The organism is Aeromonas sp. AE23HZ002T15 (assembly GCF_054165525.2).
Map to the genome: position 1 here is coordinate 2,949,993 of NZ_CM201342.1, position 17,508 is coordinate 2,967,500.

Below are 17,508 nucleotides of genomic sequence, written 5' to 3' on the forward strand. Positions count from 1 at the left end.
CCGACCATCAGAACTGGTAGGTGATCCCCAGGTTGTAGCGGCGACCGTCCAGCACAGTGCCGTAGCTGCCGTAATCCACCGTCTTGTCGAACAGGTTGTAGACGCCGGCGGTGACGTTGAGATGCGGATTGGCCTTGTAGACCAGGCCGGTGTCGAAGAAGGTGTAGGAGGGGGTGCCTTCGGCCATCCGGGTGCGGCTCAGGTAGTCGGAGGTCTTGCTGCGGAAGTTGACCCTGGACCAGAGGCTGACATCCGTGGTGGTCTGCCAGTCGACCGAAGCGTTGAACATGTGGCGGGGCATCTGGTTCAGCGGTTTACCTTCCATGGGGCCGCTCTTCTGCTCGGACTGGGTATAGGTGTAGCTGGAGGCCAGGGACCAATCCTCATTGATGGCCCAGTTGGCCGTGCTCTCCACGCCGCGCATGTTCGCTTTTTCGACGTTGATGCGGTCGCTGATGAAGTCGTAGGTATGCCCATTGAGGGTGCAGGACGGGTCTGTCTTGCTGGAGCAGCGACGGATCTCGGAGAGCATGTCCTCGAAGTCGGTGTTGAACAGGGTCAGGCTGGCGCTGAGCCCTTCGCGGGCGTCCCATAGCAGGGCGATCTCCTCGCTGACGCTGGTCTCCGGCTTGAGATCCGGATTGCCGACCAGGATGCCATCCTGGGTGCCACCACCGGTGGCCTGGCCCCAGTTGGCCGCCGACATGCGCAGGTCGGGGGAGCGATAGCCCGTCGAGACCCCGCCCTTCAGGGTCCAGAACTCCGCAGGGTGCCAGACCCCGTAGAGGCGAGGGCTCCAGTGGGTGCCGTAGTTCTGATCCTGATCCATGCGGACCCCGCCGGTCAGGGCGAAGCTGTCCGTCAGGGACCACTCATCCTCCAGGAAGAGGGCCCAGCTCCAGCGGGTCAGCTGGCTGGCCCGGTTGCTCACGTTGAGCTGGTTGCCCTGATCCTGCAGATCCTCGTAACGGTACTGGCCGCCGAGGCTCAGGTAGTGATCCCCCAGGATGAACTGGGTGTGGGTGTCGGCGATGCTGTTGATCATCTTCATCTGGCGGCCGGGGTTGGTGTTCTCTTCCCGCTGCAGATAGCTGGTGGATGAGCCGAAGTCGTACTGGCCGTTGTGGGTGATGGCGTAGTTGGTGCGCTCGTAGGTGTTCAGACTGGGCTTGGACTTGGCCGGCAGGGATTCGCCCGGGGTGCGGTCTCTATCCTGCAGGGAGCGGCTGACCTCGAAGTCGAAGCCATTGTGTGCATCCGGCGTCAGGCTGAACACGGCGGTGCCGCTTTTCGTCTCCTGTTCGGCGAAGCCGTTCTGGAACTGATCCTCTCCCCGGTGGGAGAGCTGGCCATTGAGGCGCATCCCCAGCAGCCCGTCCACCAGGTTGCCTGCTGTATAGCCGTCGGTCTGGAAGATGTCGCCAGACGCCTTGTTCTCCTGGAAGGTGGAGTCCGCATGGAGGGAGCCCTGCCAGGCGCTCATGCTGCTGGTCTTGCGGGTGATGACGTTGATGACGCCCCCCATGGCATCCGAGCCGTAGCGGGACGACATGGGACCGCGCACCACCTCGATGCGATCTATGGCCTGCAACGGAGGCAGCCAACCCTGCTCTATGCCGGGACCGTCGCTGTTGGGGCGGGTGCCGCGGCTGTCGACCCGCTTGCCGTCGACCAGCATCAGGGTGTACTTCGAGCCCATGCCGCGGATGCTGATGTCGCTGCTGCTGCCCCCGCCGGTGATCACTACGCCGGGCACGTCCTTCAGGGCGTCGGTGACGTCCCGATAGGCACGCTTCTCCAGCTGTTCACGGGTCACCACCGAGATGGAAGCCGCCGTGTCCTCGATCTTCTGCTGGAAGCCGGAGGCGGTCACGACCATGACCTCGGGTTCGGCAGCATAGGCAGGGACGGCGAGGGACGCGAGAATGAGGGGGGTCAGCTTGTGAGGAGGGATCGTTGTCATCTTGGCCTGAACTCTGTGAATGGGAAAATGGGATTCATCCATGAGCGACTCGGTGACCTAGCCTGCCGGTGTCCAGGGGCGATAAGTCTCAATTGGACTTAGTCCCGAGTTCGGCGGGCATTGTAGTCAGCACGGCAAGGTGTGTAAATGATAATTAATCGTATTTAGTGGGGTTGAGATCAGATGAGGGTGAGGGGGGAGCGGCACTAGTCTGGGGGATAGGGGGATGGTTGGGATCGGGGGAGGATGAGGGGAGAAGCTGGCATTGGGGCAACAAAAAACCCGCCGAGGCGGGTTTTTTCAATTCGTGCAGAAGGTCCTGTCGATGAACGATCAGGCTTCCTGGCTTGAATTACAGACCAACTACGTTGGCAGCAGCCGGGCCTTTCTGGCCTTGCTCGATGGTGAACTCAACGCGCTGACCTTCTTCCAGGGTTTTGAAACCGTTGGACTGGATGGCGGAGAAGTGTACGAACACGTCTTTGCTGCCGTCAGCCGGGGAGATGAAGCCAAAACCTTTCTCAGCGTTGAAGAACTTAACGGTACCAGTCATTTTGTTGGACATGATAATTTCCTTGAATAGTGATATTGAAACGCCACCTGTTGTGGCAATCCATGATTTTTCGTCAGCAATACGTATGGGGAGCACTAAAGAAGGATAATTATTTGGCCTGAATCTTCGATGAAGAACTCATGCACAAATCACTGCTTTAAAATGACTGCCTAACATAATCAGGTCTGAACTACCGAACCATCGAATCGATTAGAACACGCACACCTCGCCATGGCAATCTTTATCTCGGTGTTAACTGCCTGCCATCGTCCGCTTTGGAGTGGTTTCTGTGGACAAAATCGCCTTCTACCAGATGAACAAGGTGGTCCTTGGGCCGCTGGTCAAGGAGGCATGACGTGCCAGGTCCGGACGATGCCATCCCCGTCCGGACAGGTTATGCAGGGTTAGCGTTTGCTTCGGTACTTGTTGCTGACGGAGTCTGACCAGCTGAAGGTTTCGGAAGCGGATTGATCCCTGGTGCGCGCCTTGGCCTTCTCTCTTGCCAGGGCAGAGGCTGCCTTGGCGGCCTTGTTGCGATCGGCCTCGATCTTCAGGCGCCCCTCTTCACGGATCTTGTTGCGCTCCCCGTTGCTCAGGGTGTGATCCGCATTGGCCTGAGCCTTTTGCAGCAACAAGGTGATCTCGGCCTTCTCGGCTTCGGTGAGATCCTTCATCTCGAGTTTCTTCATGGGGGCACTCCTGTGGCAGGGATGGTTCACCCTAGCACAGTCGGTGAAGCATCTCTTATGGAATCGCCTTTTCCATCATCAAAATGAATAAGCCGACCGGGTTTTGGCCGGGCTCTGGGTGACCAGCTGGGTGAGGGGTTGGCGGCCTGGTGCCATGAGGCTGGATCCGGGCGGGACGTTGGGGGTATGCTGAAGTGAGTGCGATCCAGGATCGTCACTGCAAGCGTACTGAAGTCTATGATTCGGATGGCATGCTGGAACCTTGGTTCCAACTGTCTGGGTAACATTTTTGGAGTCTGATGATGAGTAACAAAGAACAGCATCACGGCAAAGATGCCAAGAAAAAACCGCAGATGTCACTGAAAGAGAAACGCGAAGCCAAACGGCAGAAAGCCGATCTGAAAAATGGCGGCGCGATGAAGTAACGCTCCTACACTGTTGTTCCTTTGGAGCCAGTATCAAGCCAGCCTGTCATGGGCTGGCTTTTATGTTTTCGGCGCCCGGTGAGGTGCCATAGGCGGCGAAGATCCTGGCATAGCGGCCATCCTCCTTCATCCTGGTCAGCTGGCGATCGAACCACTGCTGCTGCGCCGCCTGACGAAAGGCGAAGTGGTACTGGGTGGGCGGGAACAAATCCAGCTGGCGTACCCGCTCGGGGCGATAGCGCTCCCCGTTGCGCTTGTCCTGACTGAGCTGCGCCAGATAGTAGTAGAACACCCGCTGCTCCAGGATCACCGCATCCGTGCGCCCCAGCAACAGCTTCTGCACCTGGCTCTCTTGCCGCGCTACCTCCTCATACCGCGTATTCTGGGCGCTGATGCGGGCGAACTCCTCTCCCAGGATCTGCTGCGCCCGCTGAAAGGCGCTGACTCTCAGGGTGGCCAGATCTGACAGGGTCCGCACTGGCACCTCGCCCAGCGTGAATACCCGGTTGTGGAAGGTGATCACCGGTTGGGAGAGGTGCACCTGGGCCAGCATGCCGGGTTTGACATTGATGACGGCATCCAGCTTGCCCTGTGCCAGCATGCGAAAGGTGCGCTCCAGCGGCAGGTAGACGAACTGGGGTTCATAACCGCTGTCGGCGAAGGCGGCGGTCAGCAGGTCCAGCTCTATGCCCCGGCCTTGCTCCTGTATCACATAGGGGGGAATGGCAAAGCTGACCCCGACGCGCAACGGCTCGGCCAGCAGCGGGCTGACATGAAGCAGCAGGATGCAGCACAGCAGGCGGTTGAACGGGGTCATACAGGATCTCGGATGGGGTTCGCCCAGATGGTAGCCCCAAGACTCGGCAATCATGACGCTATGGGGACGCGGCACCTCCAAAAGCTCAAAAAGGGGGGCTGACTGCGTCAGAAGCAGGCAAAAAAAGGCCCTGAATCGTCAGGGCCTGGGTGTCTTAGAACGGAATGTCGTCGTCGAAGTCCATCGGCGGCTCGTTGTAGACCGGCGGTGCGGACTGCGGCTGCTGCGCAGGACGACCGTAGCCACCCTGTTGCTGCTGCATGTTCTGCTGCGGTGCGGGAGCGGGACGCTGCATGTTCTGCTGGGGAGCCTGTTGCGGCTGACCCCAGTTGCCTTGGGATTGCTGACCGCCCATGCCCTGACCCCCTTGCGGACGGCCACCCAGCATCTGCATCACACCGGTGAAGCTGTCGACCAGTACTTCGGTGGTGTAGCGCTCCTGGCCACTCTGATCCTGCCACTTGCGGGTCTGCAGCTTGCCTTCCACATAGACCTGGGAACCTTTCTTCAGGTATTCACCCGCGACTTCGGCCAGCTTGCCCATGAACACCACGCGGTGCCACTCGGTGCGCTCTTTCTGCTCACCGGTTTGCTTGTCACGCCAGGTCTCGGAGGTGGCTATGGTGATGTTGGTCACGGCACCGCCACTCGGCATGTAGCGCACTTCAGGATCCTGCCCCAGGTTACCGATCAGAATGACTTTGTTGATGCCTCGACTGGCCATAATCTCTCTTCCACCTTATATACCGACCAGCTGACTGGTCTGGGTTCACTCACAATATTGCTGCCGCGCAAGTCCGCCATCGTCTGATCTGACGCGGGATTGCCAGCGGGTCGCTGATGGGGCCGGGCCCTGTCATCGACATCCGGATTAGCTCGCCATAGTAACAGTTGATGTGCGGGATAGCACATCTTTAGCGCCGCAGGAGCGGTTTGAGCCATCCCCCTGGCGGGTGGGAATACGCTATCGCAGTTGCCCTGATCCCGGCAAGTACGGCCATGGGGGGTGGCTCACGTCTTTGCATTTTTGTCGGCGTGAGGAGCCTGATCACAGTTTGCCCCATCCTGCCTCATTCCCCCCCCAAATAGGGGGGCTCTCCTAGTCCACTGTATTGCCTGATAAAAAAATGATTTTATGTCGACCCATATGAAGCCTAATGCTTTTTTAATACTATGTAAAAACAACGGCTTGTTACTCTCTCGCGACCATTGCTGGCGTATGACATGACGATCAAGGCCGACAGGCAAAAAGTTCGAGGAAGAGCCCCATGAAGACAGAGACTCCGCTGGTACTCGTGACCGAAGGCAATGTTCAGGCGAGCACCTTCATGAGTTATCTGATGGCTCAACTGGGTCAGCCCATATGCCTCATCAGCCACCCCGATCAGCTGCTGACCGTCACGGGTTGCAGCCTGTTCTTGGTCGATCTGGACTATCTCAAGTCAAGCCAGCAGTTTGACTGGCACAGGAATATCGCCGCGTTCGATGGGGTCCATACCGTGCTGCTCAATGCGCCGACCAACACGGATCGGGATCTGCTGCTGATGTGGCCCAACACCAGCGGCCTCTTCTTTCGCCAGGACCCCCTGGACCGACTGGTGGCCGGCATCAAGAAGGTGAGGCAGGGGGAATTCTGGATCCCTCGCCACCTGATGTGCGAGCTGGTCAGCTATTACCGGCAGGGGGCGGAGCCGACCCAGCGCAGCCAGAGCCTGCTGACGGCACGTGAGCGTGAGATCATCCGCCACCTGATGACGGGGGCCTCCAACACCGAGATCGCCGACAACCTGTTCGTCAGCGAGCACACCATCAAGTCCCACCTCTATAACGTCTTCAAGAAGTTGAACGTCAAGAATCGGCTGCAGGCGGTGAGCTGGGCCAAGGAGTACCTCGATCTGACGAGTTCCCACTGAGGCGGGTTCGGGGCTCACACTGATACCCGGTATATCGCTGGCCAGCGAGGAGATCAGGGATGCCGATATCCTGCTGGCATCCCAGCCGCCTGAGCAGCAGAGCTATCCCGTAGAGAGTGGCGTTCTGGTGATGGATGGCACCACTACTCGTTTTATCCATCGTTTTTATCGCCGTCTCAGCCTACATTTCGGCTGGTTCCACGGAGCCGGAGGGCGGCCGTTCCTATGGGTGTCACCCCGATGATTTCCCCCGTTAACTGTCTATCCATCCAGTAGTCTCTATGCCATACTGGTTCGCTCTGGTTTGTGTATCGAGCGTGCAAGAAGATGGAAAAAATCGTGATTCGGGGTGCCCGCACCCACAATCTGAAGAACATCAACCTGATCCTGCCCCGCGACAAGTTGATCGTGGTGACGGGTCTGTCCGGCTCCGGCAAGTCTTCGCTGGCGTTCGATACTCTCTATGCCGAGGGGCAGCGCCGCTATGTGGAGTCCCTCTCCGCCTATGCCCGCCAGTTCCTCTCCCTGATGGAGAAGCCGGACGTGGACCATATCGAGGGGCTCTCCCCGGCCATCTCCATCGAGCAGAAGTCCACCTCCCATAACCCGCGCTCCACCGTGGGGACCATCACCGAGATCTACGACTACCTGCGGCTGCTGTTCGCCCGGGTCGGCGAGCCGCGCTGCCCAACCCACGCCATCCCGCTGACCGCCCAGACCATCAGCCAGATGGTGGATCAGGTGCTGGCCCAGCCCGAGGGCAGCAAGCTGATGCTGCTGGCCCCCGTGGTGCGCAACCGCAAGGGGGAGCACACCAAGCTGCTGGAGAATTTGGCGGCCCAGGGTTACATCCGTGCCCGCATCGACGGCGAGGTGTGCGATCTCTCCGATCCTCCCACCCTGGAGCTGCACAAGAAGCACACCATCGAAGTGGTGGTGGACCGCTTCAAGGTGCGCGCCGATCTGGCCCTGCGCCTCGCAGAGTCGTTCGAGACGGCGCTGACCCTGTCCGGCGGCATAGTATTGGTGGCCCCCATGGACGGGGAGGAAGGCGTGGAGCCCATGACCTTCTCCGCCAACTTCGCCTGTCCCGAGTGCGGCTACTCCATGTCGGAGCTGGAGCCGCGCATCTTCTCCTTCAACAACCCGGCCGGTGCCTGTCCCACCTGCGACGGCCTCGGGGTGCAGCAATATTTCGATCCCGCCAAGGTGATCAGCGACCCGGGCCAGAGTCTGGCCGGTGGCGCCATCCGGGGTTGGGACAAGCGCAGTTTCTACTACTTCCAGATGCTGAAATCCCTCTCCGAGCACTACAAGTTCGATCTGGAAAGCCCCTGGGAGGATCTGTCCCTCAAGACCCAGGAGGTGATCCTGCGGGGTTCCGGCAAGGCCGAGATCGAGTTCCGCTACATGAACGATCGCGGCGATGTGGTGGTACGCAAGCACCCGTTCGAGGGGATCCTGCACAACATGGAGCGCCGCTACCGGGAGACCGAGTCCAACTCGGTGCGGGAAGAGCTCGCCAAATACATCGCCAACAAGTCCTGTGCCAGCTGCGGTGGCAGCCGGCTGCGGGAAGAGGCGCGCCACGTGTTCGTGGACAACCGCAACCTGCCCGCCATCGCCGAGCAGTCCATCGGCGATGCGCTGGCGTTCTTCGCCGGTATCGAGCTGACCGGCCAGCGGGCCCAGATCGCCGAGAAGATCCTGAAAGAGATCGTCGAGCGGCTCGGCTTCTTGGTGAACGTGGGCCTGAACTACCTGAGCCTGTCCCGCAGCGCCGAGACCCTGTCCGGCGGTGAGGCTCAGCGCATCCGGTTGGCGAGCCAGATCGGTGCCGGCCTGGTGGGGGTCATGTACGTGCTGGATGAGCCCTCCATCGGCCTGCACCAGAGAGACAACGAGCGACTGCTCAAGACCCTGACCCACCTGCGCGACCTCGGCAACACGGTGATAGTGGTGGAGCACGACGAGGACGCCATCCGCCTCGCCGACCATGTGCTGGACATAGGCCCCGGCGCCGGGGTGCATGGCGGCGCCATAGTCGCGCAAGGCACGCCGGCGGAGATCATCGCGAACCCCGAGTCCCTGACCGGTGACTACCTGTCCGGTCGCAAACAGATCGCCATCCCGGCCGAGCGCACACCGCTCAGCGGCAAGTGGCTGAAATTGAAGGGGGCGAGCGGCAACAACCTGCGCAACGTCAACCTGGATCTGCCGATCGGGGTGATGACCTGCGTGACTGGGGTCTCAGGCTCCGGCAAGTCGACGCTCATCAACGATACCCTGTTCCGCATCGCCCATCGGGAGCTGAACAAGGCCACCGAATCCACCCCGGCGCCGTACCGCAGCGTGGAAGGGTTGGAGCATCTGGACAAGGTGGTGGATATCGATCAGAGCCCCATCGGCCGCACCCCGAGATCCAACCCGGCGACCTATACCGGCCTGTTCACCCCGATCCGCGAGCTGCTCTCCGGCACCCAGGAGGCGCGTTCCCGCGGCTATCAGCCGGGCCGCTTCTCCTTCAACGTGAAGGGGGGCCGCTGCGAGGCCTGTCAGGGGGACGGGGTCATCAAGGTGGAGATGCATTTCCTGCCGGATGTGTATGTGCCGTGCGACGTCTGCAAGGGCAAGCGCTACAACCGCGAGACCCTGGAGGTGAAGTACAAGAGCAAGAACATCCACGAGATCCTGGAGATGACGGTGGAAGATGCTCGCGAGTTCTTCGATCCGGTGCCGGCGGTGGCGCGCAAGCTGCAGACCCTGATGGACGTGGGCCTCTCCTACATCCGCCTCGGCCAGTCCGCCACCACCCTGTCCGGTGGCGAGGCGCAGCGGGTCAAGCTGGCGCGGGAGCTCTCCAAGCGCGACACCGGCCAGACCCTCTACATCCTGGATGAGCCGACCACCGGCCTGCACTTCCACGACATCCAGCAACTGCTCAAGGTGCTGCACCAGCTGCGGGATAGAGGCAACACCATCGTCATCATCGAGCACAACCTGGACGTCATCAAGACCGCCGACTGGATCGTCGATCTCGGGCCGGAAGGGGGATCTGGTGGTGGTCGCATCCTGGTGACCGGCACGCCGGAGGAGATGAGCCGTTGCAAGGAATCCCACACGGCGCGCTTCCTGGCGCCGCTGCTGAGCAAGTAAAGCGAGAAAGACAGACAAGGGGCCTCTGGCCCCTTTTTTGTCGGTTGCGGTTGGTGAGGTGTCCGAATGTTCTGCTCAAGCACGTTCGCGGACGGCGATGAGCTGGTCGTGAGTAACACCGGAAATTTACAAGTCGGGGGGAAAGGAGATCAGTGGGTCAGCATCAGGAAGGCGAGGGCAAACACGAAGCCCAGCAAGATAAACAGGAAGGAGCCTATGCCCCAGATGGCTGCCAATATACCCAGTATTTTGTCTTTTCGAGTCTGTGGTTTCATAAATGTTCTATTACAGCTGCGCTACACCGCATTAATAAAATACGCCGTCCGTGACAGTTAAACAACATCCGGCGAGGGGATGGGAGATTTAAAGATATATTTGATTGGTATTTATGGTGGGGTGTGGTGGCATGGTAATAATGTAAGTGCATGTATTTAATGTGAATCTATATCATTTTAGATGGTTTGGTGAACAATTGAAGTTGCCGTGCGCATCCATCTATTTCTTGATAACTATTGAGCTAAATCAATAACCCTTCATTCACATCCTTTTATAGTTTTCAGGCTTACAACATAGAAAGAAAACAAAAAAAGGGAATTAAGTGATGAAAAAGATCCTTCCTCTGGTAATCGCAGCCGCCTTTGCTTCCCCTCTCGCCATGGCACACCAGGCCGGTGATATTCTGGTGCGTGGCGGGCTGGCGTTCGTCTCCCCCCAGACCAGCAGTGATGATGTTCTGGATATTGACAGCAATATGCAGCTGGGCCTGACCCTCTCCTACATGATCACCGACAACTGGGGCGTCGAACTGCTGGCTGCAACGCCGTTTTCCCACTCTGTAAAATTGGGTGGGGAAGAAGTGGCCAAGGTCAAGCACCTGCCGCCGACCCTGATGGCGCAGTACTATTTCGGGGATGCCAACAGCAAGGTGCGTCCCTACGTGGGGGCCGGCGTCAACTACACCTTCTTCTTCGACGAAGAGGGCCGCGGCGCCCTGGATGGCTCTGACGTCAGCGTCGACTCCTCCTGGGGGCTGGCGGGTCAGGTGGGCCTGGACATGGCCATCAACGATCGCTGGTTCGTCAACGCCTCGGCCTGGCTCATCGACATCGATACCGATGTCCACACCGCCGTCGGCACCATCAATACCTCCATCGATCCGGTCGCCTTCATGTTTGGCGTTGGCTACCGTTTCTGATCCCATTCAATTGGCCCCATCGTGGCCATATAACCAAGCACGTCTCATTTTGGCCCGGCACTGTCCGGGTCTTTTTCTGTCCGTCGCGGGCTGGCCACCACGGATCCCTCGCCGGTGGGGAGGTCGTTATTCTGTTTGCCAGCGGCACAGGCTGCCGATACGGGCGACGGGGGCGAAGCCGAGGCTGCGATAGATGCGCTGGGCATGATAATGCTCGTCGGCCACTATGATGAGGCGTTCGGCCTGCGTCAGACCCTGGCGTGAGACCTGGCTCAGCAACTGGCGGCAGAGCCCGCGATTGCGCCAATCCCTGTGGGTGCGCACCAGTTGGAAGCGCCCCAGCCTGGTGGTGAAGAAGAGGCCGCAGCTGGCGATCAGCTGCTCGTCTTGCCAGATCCCCCACCACTGCCCCAGCCCGTCGGCAATCATGCCCTGATAGAGGTTGCGCCTCGAGTGCAGATAAGCGAGGTAGCCCTCGGCGGGATGAGTCGGCTCCCGTTCGGCCATCTCCAGGTCCAGCCAGTCATCCCAGTCCGTAGTGGTAAAGGCGCGGGCGGGGGAGAAATTCGCCTGGGTGTCTGCTTGCCAGTCAATGGCATCCAGTGCCAGCACCACGCACTCCATGTATTGGTAGCCCGCCGCCACGAAACCCGCGACCCGGCTGTTCTGCCCCTCGGCGAGGGGCCACTGGAAGGTGCGATGACGGACCCTGGGATCCTGGCCGATCCATAGATCGAAACTGGCTTCGAGCCAGCCCTTGTCACGGTCGCTCGGCGGGGAGGGCAGCAGCAGGTAGTTGCCGAAGTAGTAATCCGGCGCCGTTGGGATCCGTACCGTCCAGAACTGGCCGTGATCCCGGACCTCGCCCTGATAGCGCTCAAACAATAAATCGGTGGCAAAGCCGGGGTGGTCTTCCATGATGGGTTCCTGCAAGTGACTCAAATGATTATCGGCAGGAGGAGGGAGAAGTTAAAAAAAGGCCGGGAAGACCCGGCCAAACAATCACACGCAGATTCAGAACGTCCTAGACGATCCGCCCGCATCATAGCGTGCCTGAGATCATTTTGGGATGGGGGGTCATGGTTACTTAAGTCGAATTGCCGAATAAAAAAACCATCGTTCCGAGATTCGATGCAAATCGATGTTGACTTTGATCGGTTTTCTCATAAAGATAGCAAGACGTTTAGACGTCCAAACATCCGTTTGACGTACCGAAGCAGATGGCAGGACAGGGAGAGAGCAGATGGGATTTCACAGCGCGCGTCAGGTTGAGGCACTCAACCAGAGTCTGGCGGACTTGGGTAACAACATTTCGGTCAGCTTCGAGTTTTTCCCCCCCAACAGCGAAGGGATGGAAAACACCCTGTGGCAATCCATCGAGCGGCTCCAGGTGCTGGAGCCCAAGTTCGTCTCCGTGACCTACGGCGCCAACTCGGGCACCCGGGATCGCACTCACAAGGTGATCAAGGATATCAAGGAGCGCACCGGTCTCATCGCCGCCCCGCACCTGACCTGTATCGATGCCAGCCGCGACGAGCTGCGCACCATAGCCCGTGACTACTGGAACAGCGGGATCCGCCACATCGTTGCCCTGCGTGGCGACCTGCCCGCCGGCATCGACAAGCCCGACATGTATGCCACGGATCTGGTCGCCCTGCTCAAGTCCGAGGCCGACTTTGACATCTCGGTGGCTGCCTATCCGGAAGGACACCCCGAGGCGCGTAGCGCCCAGTCCGATCTGCTGAGCCTGAAGCGCAAGATAGATGCGGGTGCGAACCGTGCCATCACCCAGTTCTTCTTCGATGTGGAGACCTATCTGCGCTTTCGGGATCGCTGCGCCGCCATCGGCATCGACGCCGAAATCGTGCCGGGGATCCTGCCGGTCTCCAACTACCAGACCCTGGCCAAGTTCGCCGGCTTCACCAACGTGAAGATCCCGCGCTGGATGCATCAGCGCTTCGAGGGGCTGGACAACGACCAGACCACCCGCAACATGGTGGGGGCCAGCATCGCCATCGATCAGGTGCGGGTACTGAGTCAGGAGGGGGTGAAGGACTTCCACTTCTATACCCTGAACCGATCCGAACTGACCTATGCCATCTGCCACACCCTGGGGGTGAGGCCCAAGTCCCAGGTCTGATCCCCGGATCACACCAACAAAAAAAGCCAATGAGTCGCCTCATTGGCTTTTTTGCTATGGCCGATCGTCAGGGACGGGTCGGCTGGATCTCCTTGGGCTCCAGGGTGATGACGGCATTGCCGGCGGCCCCCGGATACTGGTCATAACGCTGGTCTTGTTCCAGGGTGTAGAAGGTATCCAGGTAGTCGTCGTTGTTGGTCATCCAGGAGTCGGGCAGGGCCTTGACGATGCGGCCACCGAGGTCGAGGAAGGGCAGGGCTTCCGGCACGCCGCCGGCGGTGAAGCCGAGCTTGAGCGCCTCGATCAGCAGGGCGCTGAGCTCCTTGTAGTTGACGTTGTCGTCCTGCTCCATCATGACCACATCGACGGCGCCCCAGCGATAGCGATCCCAGTACACCAGGATCTGGTTCGGGCTGTAGTCGGTGTTGTCATAATCGAGATAGGGCATGTCGACTATGTCCACCACGGGCTCATCTCGGCTGGGATTGACCCCGGCCACCACGGCGTAGACCTCGGCGGCCCCGAGCAGCCAGGGTTCCTGATCGTCGTTCAACCTGATCTTCTTGAGGATGCTGGTTTTCAGGGGGGCGGTGCTGCTCTGCGCCATGGGGGCTGCTTGCAACTCTGCCGCAGCCAGCGCCTTGCGCATCACCTGCAAGCCGGCATTCTTGGCCTTGATGGGGTCGGCCTCCACCACCAGAACCGGCCGCGCCGGCGGTTGGTTCACATCGAGATAGACGGGATTGCCAGCCGTATCAAAGGCTTCGATGGCGCTCCAGCTCTGTTCATCGCCACTGGGTACATAGGCGATGAGGGGGTCGACCCCTTGCTTCAGGGCGGCCGCCTGCTCCGGGTTGGCCAGCCTCAGCTGCATCAGCTGCTTGACCTCTCCCTCCAGCCCCTGCCGGCTGATGGCGGCCTGGTTGGCATCGGTTGCCTGTCGCTTCAGCCTGGGACTGGCTTTTTGCAGCAGATTCGGTAGCGGTGCCTGGTACTCCTGATTGGCGAGCAGGGGCAGCAGGTTCTTCTGCTGCAGGGCGAGCTGGCGTGCCAGCTCCCTGTCCGTATCGGCGGCCTGGGCCGCGCTGGTCCCCAGCAGGGCCAGTAATAAGATGACAGCCTGATTCCTCATTATCTTTCTCCAATGTTGAGTCTGACGAGGCGCATCCCGGGAAGAATGGGCGCCTCCCGCCCACTAGACGGCAATTGGTTTCAACTGTGAACCATGCTTGCCGAATTATGTGCGGCGTCTCACTGGAGTCTCCCCAGATGGGCAGGTCAGGCCCGCAGTCGATTGACTTGGTGCAACCCTATGCCGACCAGCAGCCCCCAGCAGGCGGATCCGACCCCGAGCAGGCTGATCCCGGAGGCGGTGATGATGAAGGTCAGCAAGGCGGCCTCCCGCTCCTCATCCTGTTGCAAGGTCCCGTGCAGGCTGCTGCCTATGGTCCCGAGCAGTGCCAGTCCGGCCACGCAGGTGACCAGAGCGGTGGGAAACGCGCTGAACAGGGCCACTACGGTAGCGCCGAAGCAACCGGTAAGCAGGTAGAAGCAACCGGCCCAGACCGCGGCGGGCCAGCGCCGGTTGGCATCGGGATCCACCTCCTTGCCCATGCAGATGGCGGCCGTGATGGCGGCCAGGTTGAAGGCGTAGCCGCCGAAGGGGGCTAGCAGCAGGCCGGTCAGGCCGGTCCAGCTGATGAGGGAAGAGGTGGCGGGCTGATAGCCGTGGGCCCGTAGAATGGTGATGCCGGGCATGTTCTGCGACGTCATGGTGACGATGAAGAGCGGCAGGGCGACTCCCAGCAGGGCATCGAGGGAAAAGGTCGGCGTGGTCCAGACCGGGGCGGAGAGCTGCCAGCCGAGGCCATCCAACTGCAATTCCCCCCGCAAGGCGCAGACCAGCATGCCGACGGCGAGCACCAGCACCATGGTATAGCGTGGCCACAGGTGCCTGCCTGTCAAAAATGCGATTAACAGGGTCCCCAGCAGCAGGGGATCCTCTGGGGCGACCCTGAACAGATCCAGCCCGAAACGGAGCAGGACCCCGGCCAGCATGGCGGCGGCCAGGGGAGCCGGAATATGTCGCATCAGGCGATCGAACCAGCCGCTGATGCCGCACAGGGTGATCAGTAAGGAGGAGATCACGAAGGCACCGATGGCCTCCCCCAGGCTGAAATTTCCCAGGCTGGTGATGAGCAGGGCGGCCCCCGGGGTCGACCAGGCGGTCAATACCGGCACACGGTAATAGAGGGAGAGGCCGATACAGCTGATACCCATGCCGATCCCCAGGGTCCACAGCCAGGAGGAGACCTGGGCCGCATCGGCACCGGCGGCGGTGGCGGCCTGGATAATCAGGACGACCGAACTGGTGTAGCCAACCAGTACGGCGATCAGGCCCGCGGCCAGATGGGGTAGGGCAAAGGGCATGATGACTTCCTTGTATGTGCTGGCGGCTTGTGCGTTATTACGTACAATATGGGCTCGACTATAGCCTTGTGCGTTATTGCGCACAAGGTGGTGAAAAGAAATTCCGGGGAGAGGTTATGCAAGAGATGAGTCTGCACCTGGCGGCACGACTGAAGGCGCTGCGGGCTGAGCGAGGTTGGAGCCTGGACGCCGCCGCCCGTGAGACCGGGGTGAGCAAGGCCATGCTGGGGCAGATCGAGAGGGGGGAGTCGAGCCCGACGGTGGCGACCCTGTGGAAGATAGCCACCGGCTTTCGGGCCTCCTTCTCCAGCTTTATCGAGCCCGCTCCCCATGAGCAGGAGCAGACGCTCTATCGCGTCGCCGATGCCATTCGCCAACAGCCGGCGGGAGAGGGCATGCAGGTGGCGCCGCTATTTCCCTATGAGGGGCGGTTCGGGTTCGAACTGTTCGAACTCACCCTGCTACCCGGCTATCAACGGGAGTCCGAGCCCCATGAACCGGGAGTCACCGAGCATGTGATCGTCATCAGTGGTGCCATGGAGGTGTTGACCGATGGAGAGTGGCGCACCCTCATGCAGGGGGAGGCGGTACGCTTCGCCGCCGATCGCCCCCATGGTTACCGCAATCTGGGGGTGGCCCCCGCCGTCTTCCATAACCTGATCCACTACCCGGCCATCCGCTCCTGACGGGTTATCCAGGGCGTCCATCCGCCCTGGGTCTCATCAGTATGGGGGTGTAGACCCAGATGAACAGTCCATAGGCCGCGACCCAGCTCCAGCCGCTCAGATTCCACCCCGTCAGGGCCAGCGCCGGCCAGAGCAGGGGGATCACTACCCGCATCAGCGCGGAGAGGATGACTAGGGCGAACGCCGCCGTGATCCTGCGACCCACCTGCAAGGATCGGCCACTGTGGCCGAGGGACACCCGGGCGATCATCCCCAGGATCATGGTGCCCATGCAGCCTGCACTCAGCAGATGGCTGGCCAGCGACAGGGTGATGGGCCAGCCGGCGGCCTGGGCCGCGAGGGCGAGCAGACCCAGCGGGATGAACAGATAAGCCAGGTGCAGGGACCACAACAAGGGATGAGGAAGGGTGGCGTCTGGGCGCCAGCGCAGTTGCCGCCACAGGTGCAGGCAGGTCGCCACTATATATAGGGGGACTATATAGAGGGGGGGGATCCCGATGAGGGGCTGCAGCAACCAGAACAGCAGGATCAGCCATAGGGACGCCAAGGCTCCGCGCTCCAGCCACAAGCGGGGGGGGGCTTTCTCCGTGCCGGTGGCTCTGGCGGTAAAGAAGGGAATGACCCGGCCTCCCATCACGGCGATCAGCGTCGTAAACAACAGCACTGTGGTGATCAACAGGTGTTCGGTGATGAGCCAATCGCTTCGCCACCACCAATTGGCGCCATTGAGCAGGGTCAACAGGACGAGCAGAGGCACGAAGAAGAGGTTGCGCCACTGGCGGGTCAGGATGATGGGCCTGGCGAGAAACCAGGTGCACAGTGGCAGCCAGATGAGATCCGCCGCCATCAGCAGGGTATTGCCCTCCCCAAGCCAGGGCAACAGCCCTCTCGGCAGCGCCCAGAGCCCCACCACCAGAGCCAGCGGCCAACTGCGTACGCCGGGATGGGCCGTCCAGTTCTGGACTGCGGTCAGCAAAAAGCCCGCGACTATGGCCGCGCCAAAGCCGAACAGCATCTCATGGGCATGCCACCAGATGGGGTTGATCAGCCCCGGCAAGCTGAACCAGCCGTTGAGCTGCCCCAGCCATCCCGCCATGGCCAGAGTCGAGAACAGGGCTCCAAACAGGAAGAAGGGTCTGAATCCCAGACGAAACAGGGGCAGGATCTGCTCTTCCTTGCGGCTATCCAGAATCTGATGCATGGCGAGGGCCTAATTGAACATTTGAAAAGTCAATTATAAAGTGGCTTTTCAAATGTTCAATTAAAATCCAGCGAGAGCGGGGGAAGGTGGCGGTTCGGGTGAAAAAGAGTCGATTTGTTTCATATGTGAGCGAACGAACACCGAATGGGAATTTTATGCGAAATCGTCCTTGCCAATCCGCGCCGGCTCCCTATAATGCGCCTCCATCGACAGGGCAAGCGGCAACGCAATCAAGCCAGTCGGTGCCTCGAAAAGCCTTTGCAAATAAGGCTTGACTCGAGAAGGCGGTTGAGTAGAATGCCACTCCCGCAGCAGCCAAAAGCTGCGTCGCTCTTTAACA

16 protein-coding genes are annotated in these 17,508 nt (G+C 60.4%); 6 read left to right on the top strand and 10 right to left on the bottom strand.

Annotated elements, in window-relative coordinates:
- Nucleotides 1-7: 7 nt before the first annotated feature.
- From ACT5M9_RS13715 to yjbD, 3 genes are all read right to left on the bottom strand, one after another.
- The gene (locus ACT5M9_RS13715; protein ID WP_457983080.1) at nt 8-1,963 is read right to left on the bottom strand and encodes a ligand-gated channel protein; all 1,956 of its coding nucleotides are present in this window, start codon (nt 1,961-1,963) and stop codon (nt 8-10) included.
- A 352-nt stretch (nt 1,964-2,315) separates the two neighbouring features.
- Entirely contained in the window at nt 2,316-2,528 is a 213-nt protein-coding gene (cspE, locus tag ACT5M9_RS13720; RefSeq protein ID WP_349920739.1) for a transcription antiterminator/RNA stability regulator CspE, read from the bottom strand.
- Nucleotides 2,529-2,920: 392 nt separating this feature from the next.
- Nucleotides 2,921-3,205: a DUF3811 domain-containing protein gene (gene yjbD / locus ACT5M9_RS13725; protein ID WP_457983081.1), complete on the bottom strand. Its 285-nt coding sequence runs from the start codon at nt 3,203-3,205 to the stop codon at nt 2,921-2,923.
- A gap of 302 nt (nt 3,206-3,507) precedes the next feature.
- On the opposite strand from yjbD, the gene ACT5M9_RS13730 reads away from it, so the two are divergent.
- A complete protein-coding gene (locus ACT5M9_RS13730; RefSeq protein ID WP_080675244.1) occupies nt 3,508-3,630 on the top strand; it encodes a hypothetical protein in 123 nt (40 codons plus the stop codon).
- A gap of 46 nt (nt 3,631-3,676) precedes the next feature.
- Here the strand turns inward: ACT5M9_RS13730 and ACT5M9_RS13735 are convergent, their stop codons facing one another.
- Together ACT5M9_RS13735 and ACT5M9_RS13740 are read right to left on the bottom strand one after the other, a co-directional pair.
- Nucleotides 3,677-4,447 carry a substrate-binding periplasmic protein gene (locus ACT5M9_RS13735; RefSeq protein WP_457983082.1) on the bottom strand — a complete coding sequence of 257 codons (771 nt, stop codon included), beginning with the start codon at nt 4,445-4,447 and terminating at the stop codon, nt 3,677-3,679.
- A 154-nt stretch (nt 4,448-4,601) separates the two neighbouring features.
- Nucleotides 4,602-5,171 carry a single-stranded DNA-binding protein gene (locus ACT5M9_RS13740; protein WP_457983083.1) on the bottom strand — a complete coding sequence of 190 codons (570 nt, stop codon included), beginning with the start codon at nt 5,169-5,171 and terminating at the stop codon, nt 4,602-4,604.
- A 544-nt stretch (nt 5,172-5,715) separates the two neighbouring features.
- On the opposite strand from ACT5M9_RS13740, the gene ACT5M9_RS13745 reads away from it, so the two are divergent.
- Nucleotides 5,716-6,360, top strand: a complete 645-nt coding sequence (locus ACT5M9_RS13745; protein WP_438549081.1) for a LuxR C-terminal-related transcriptional regulator — start codon at nt 5,716-5,718, stop codon at nt 6,358-6,360.
- A 327-nt stretch (nt 6,361-6,687) separates the two neighbouring features.
- Nucleotides 6,688-9,516, top strand: a complete 2,829-nt coding sequence (gene uvrA, locus ACT5M9_RS13750; RefSeq protein ID WP_457983085.1) for an excinuclease ABC subunit UvrA — start codon at nt 6,688-6,690, stop codon at nt 9,514-9,516.
- Between the two features lie 149 nt (nt 9,517-9,665).
- On the opposite strand, the gene ACT5M9_RS13755 is transcribed toward uvrA, so the two are convergent.
- A complete protein-coding gene (locus tag ACT5M9_RS13755; RefSeq protein WP_438549083.1) occupies nt 9,666-9,791 on the bottom strand; it encodes a hypothetical protein in 126 nt (41 codons plus the stop codon).
- A 326-nt stretch (nt 9,792-10,117) separates the two neighbouring features.
- On the opposite strand from ACT5M9_RS13755, the gene ACT5M9_RS13760 reads away from it, so the two are divergent.
- Complete coding sequence (locus ACT5M9_RS13760) at nt 10,118-10,711, top strand: OmpW family outer membrane protein (protein ID WP_457983087.1); 594 nt, start codon at nt 10,118-10,120, stop codon at nt 10,709-10,711.
- 126 nt (nt 10,712-10,837) lie between these two features.
- Here the strand turns inward: ACT5M9_RS13760 and ACT5M9_RS13765 are convergent, their stop codons facing one another.
- Nucleotides 10,838-11,629 carry a GNAT family N-acetyltransferase gene (locus ACT5M9_RS13765; RefSeq protein WP_457983089.1) on the bottom strand — a complete coding sequence of 264 codons (792 nt, stop codon included), beginning with the start codon at nt 11,627-11,629 and terminating at the stop codon, nt 10,838-10,840.
- A 325-nt stretch (nt 11,630-11,954) separates the two neighbouring features.
- On the opposite strand from ACT5M9_RS13765, the gene metF reads away from it, so the two are divergent.
- On the top strand, nt 11,955-12,851 hold the full coding sequence (gene metF / locus ACT5M9_RS13770; RefSeq protein WP_438549086.1) for a methylenetetrahydrofolate reductase: 897 nt from the start codon (nt 11,955-11,957) through the stop codon (nt 12,849-12,851).
- A 67-nt stretch (nt 12,852-12,918) separates the two neighbouring features.
- On the opposite strand, the gene ACT5M9_RS13775 is transcribed toward metF, so the two are convergent.
- On the bottom strand, nt 12,919-13,983 hold the full coding sequence (locus tag ACT5M9_RS13775) for a DUF3103 family protein (RefSeq protein ID WP_457983090.1): 1,065 nt from the start codon (nt 13,981-13,983) through the stop codon (nt 12,919-12,921).
- A 146-nt stretch (nt 13,984-14,129) separates the two neighbouring features.
- The gene (locus ACT5M9_RS13780; protein WP_457983092.1) at nt 14,130-15,281 is read right to left on the bottom strand and encodes a benzoate/H(+) symporter BenE family transporter; all 1,152 of its coding nucleotides are present in this window, start codon (nt 15,279-15,281) and stop codon (nt 14,130-14,132) included.
- A gap of 116 nt (nt 15,282-15,397) precedes the next feature.
- Between ACT5M9_RS13780 and ACT5M9_RS13785 the strand changes: the two genes are divergently transcribed.
- On the top strand, nt 15,398-15,967 hold the full coding sequence (locus tag ACT5M9_RS13785) for a helix-turn-helix domain-containing protein (protein WP_457983093.1): 570 nt from the start codon (nt 15,398-15,400) through the stop codon (nt 15,965-15,967).
- Between the two features lie 4 nt (nt 15,968-15,971).
- On the opposite strand, the gene ACT5M9_RS13790 is transcribed toward ACT5M9_RS13785, so the two are convergent.
- Nucleotides 15,972-17,168, bottom strand: coding sequence for an NnrS family protein (locus ACT5M9_RS13790; protein ID WP_457983095.1), 1,197 nt, complete (start codon nt 17,166-17,168; stop codon nt 15,972-15,974).
- Between the last annotated feature and the right edge of the window lie 340 nt (nt 17,169-17,508).

Excerpts from the sequence above, each read along its gene's own strand:
- ACT5M9_RS13755 (WP_438549083.1), bottom strand. The coding sequence starts at position 9,791 with ATGAAACCACAGACTCGAAAAGACAAAATACTGGGTATATTGGCAGCC.
- ACT5M9_RS13735 (WP_457983082.1), bottom strand. The coding sequence starts at position 4,447 with ATGACCCCGTTCAACCGCCTGCTGTGCTGCATCCTGCTGCTTCATGTC.
- ACT5M9_RS13775 (WP_457983090.1), bottom strand. The coding sequence starts at position 13,983 with ATGAGGAATCAGGCTGTCATCTTATTACTGGCCCTGCTGGGGACCAGC.
- ACT5M9_RS13760 (WP_457983087.1), top strand. The coding sequence starts at position 10,118 with ATGAAAAAGATCCTTCCTCTGGTAATCGCAGCCGCCTTTGCTTCCCCT.
- ACT5M9_RS13745 (WP_438549081.1), top strand. The coding sequence starts at position 5,716 with ATGAAGACAGAGACTCCGCTGGTACTCGTGACCGAAGGCAATGTTCAG.
- ACT5M9_RS13740 (WP_457983083.1), bottom strand. The coding sequence starts at position 5,171 with ATGGCCAGTCGAGGCATCAACAAAGTCATTCTGATCGGTAACCTGGGG.
- uvrA (WP_457983085.1), top strand. The coding sequence starts at position 6,688 with ATGGAAAAAATCGTGATTCGGGGTGCCCGCACCCACAATCTGAAGAAC.
- ACT5M9_RS13785 (WP_457983093.1), top strand. The coding sequence starts at position 15,398 with ATGCAAGAGATGAGTCTGCACCTGGCGGCACGACTGAAGGCGCTGCGG.
- yjbD (WP_457983081.1), bottom strand. The coding sequence starts at position 3,205 with ATGAAGAAACTCGAGATGAAGGATCTCACCGAAGCCGAGAAGGCCGAG.
- metF (WP_438549086.1), top strand. The coding sequence starts at position 11,955 with ATGGGATTTCACAGCGCGCGTCAGGTTGAGGCACTCAACCAGAGTCTG.
- cspE (WP_349920739.1), bottom strand. The coding sequence starts at position 2,528 with ATGTCCAACAAAATGACTGGTACCGTTAAGTTCTTCAACGCTGAGAAA.
- ACT5M9_RS13765 (WP_457983089.1), bottom strand. The coding sequence starts at position 11,629 with ATGGAAGACCACCCCGGCTTTGCCACCGATTTATTGTTTGAGCGCTAT.
- ACT5M9_RS13730 (WP_080675244.1), top strand. The coding sequence starts at position 3,508 with ATGAGTAACAAAGAACAGCATCACGGCAAAGATGCCAAGAAAAAACCG.
- ACT5M9_RS13715 (WP_457983080.1), bottom strand. The coding sequence starts at position 1,963 with ATGACAACGATCCCTCCTCACAAGCTGACCCCCCTCATTCTCGCGTCC.
- ACT5M9_RS13780 (WP_457983092.1), bottom strand. The coding sequence starts at position 15,281 with ATGCCCTTTGCCCTACCCCATCTGGCCGCGGGCCTGATCGCCGTACTG.
- ACT5M9_RS13790 (WP_457983095.1), bottom strand. The coding sequence starts at position 17,168 with ATGCATCAGATTCTGGATAGCCGCAAGGAAGAGCAGATCCTGCCCCTG.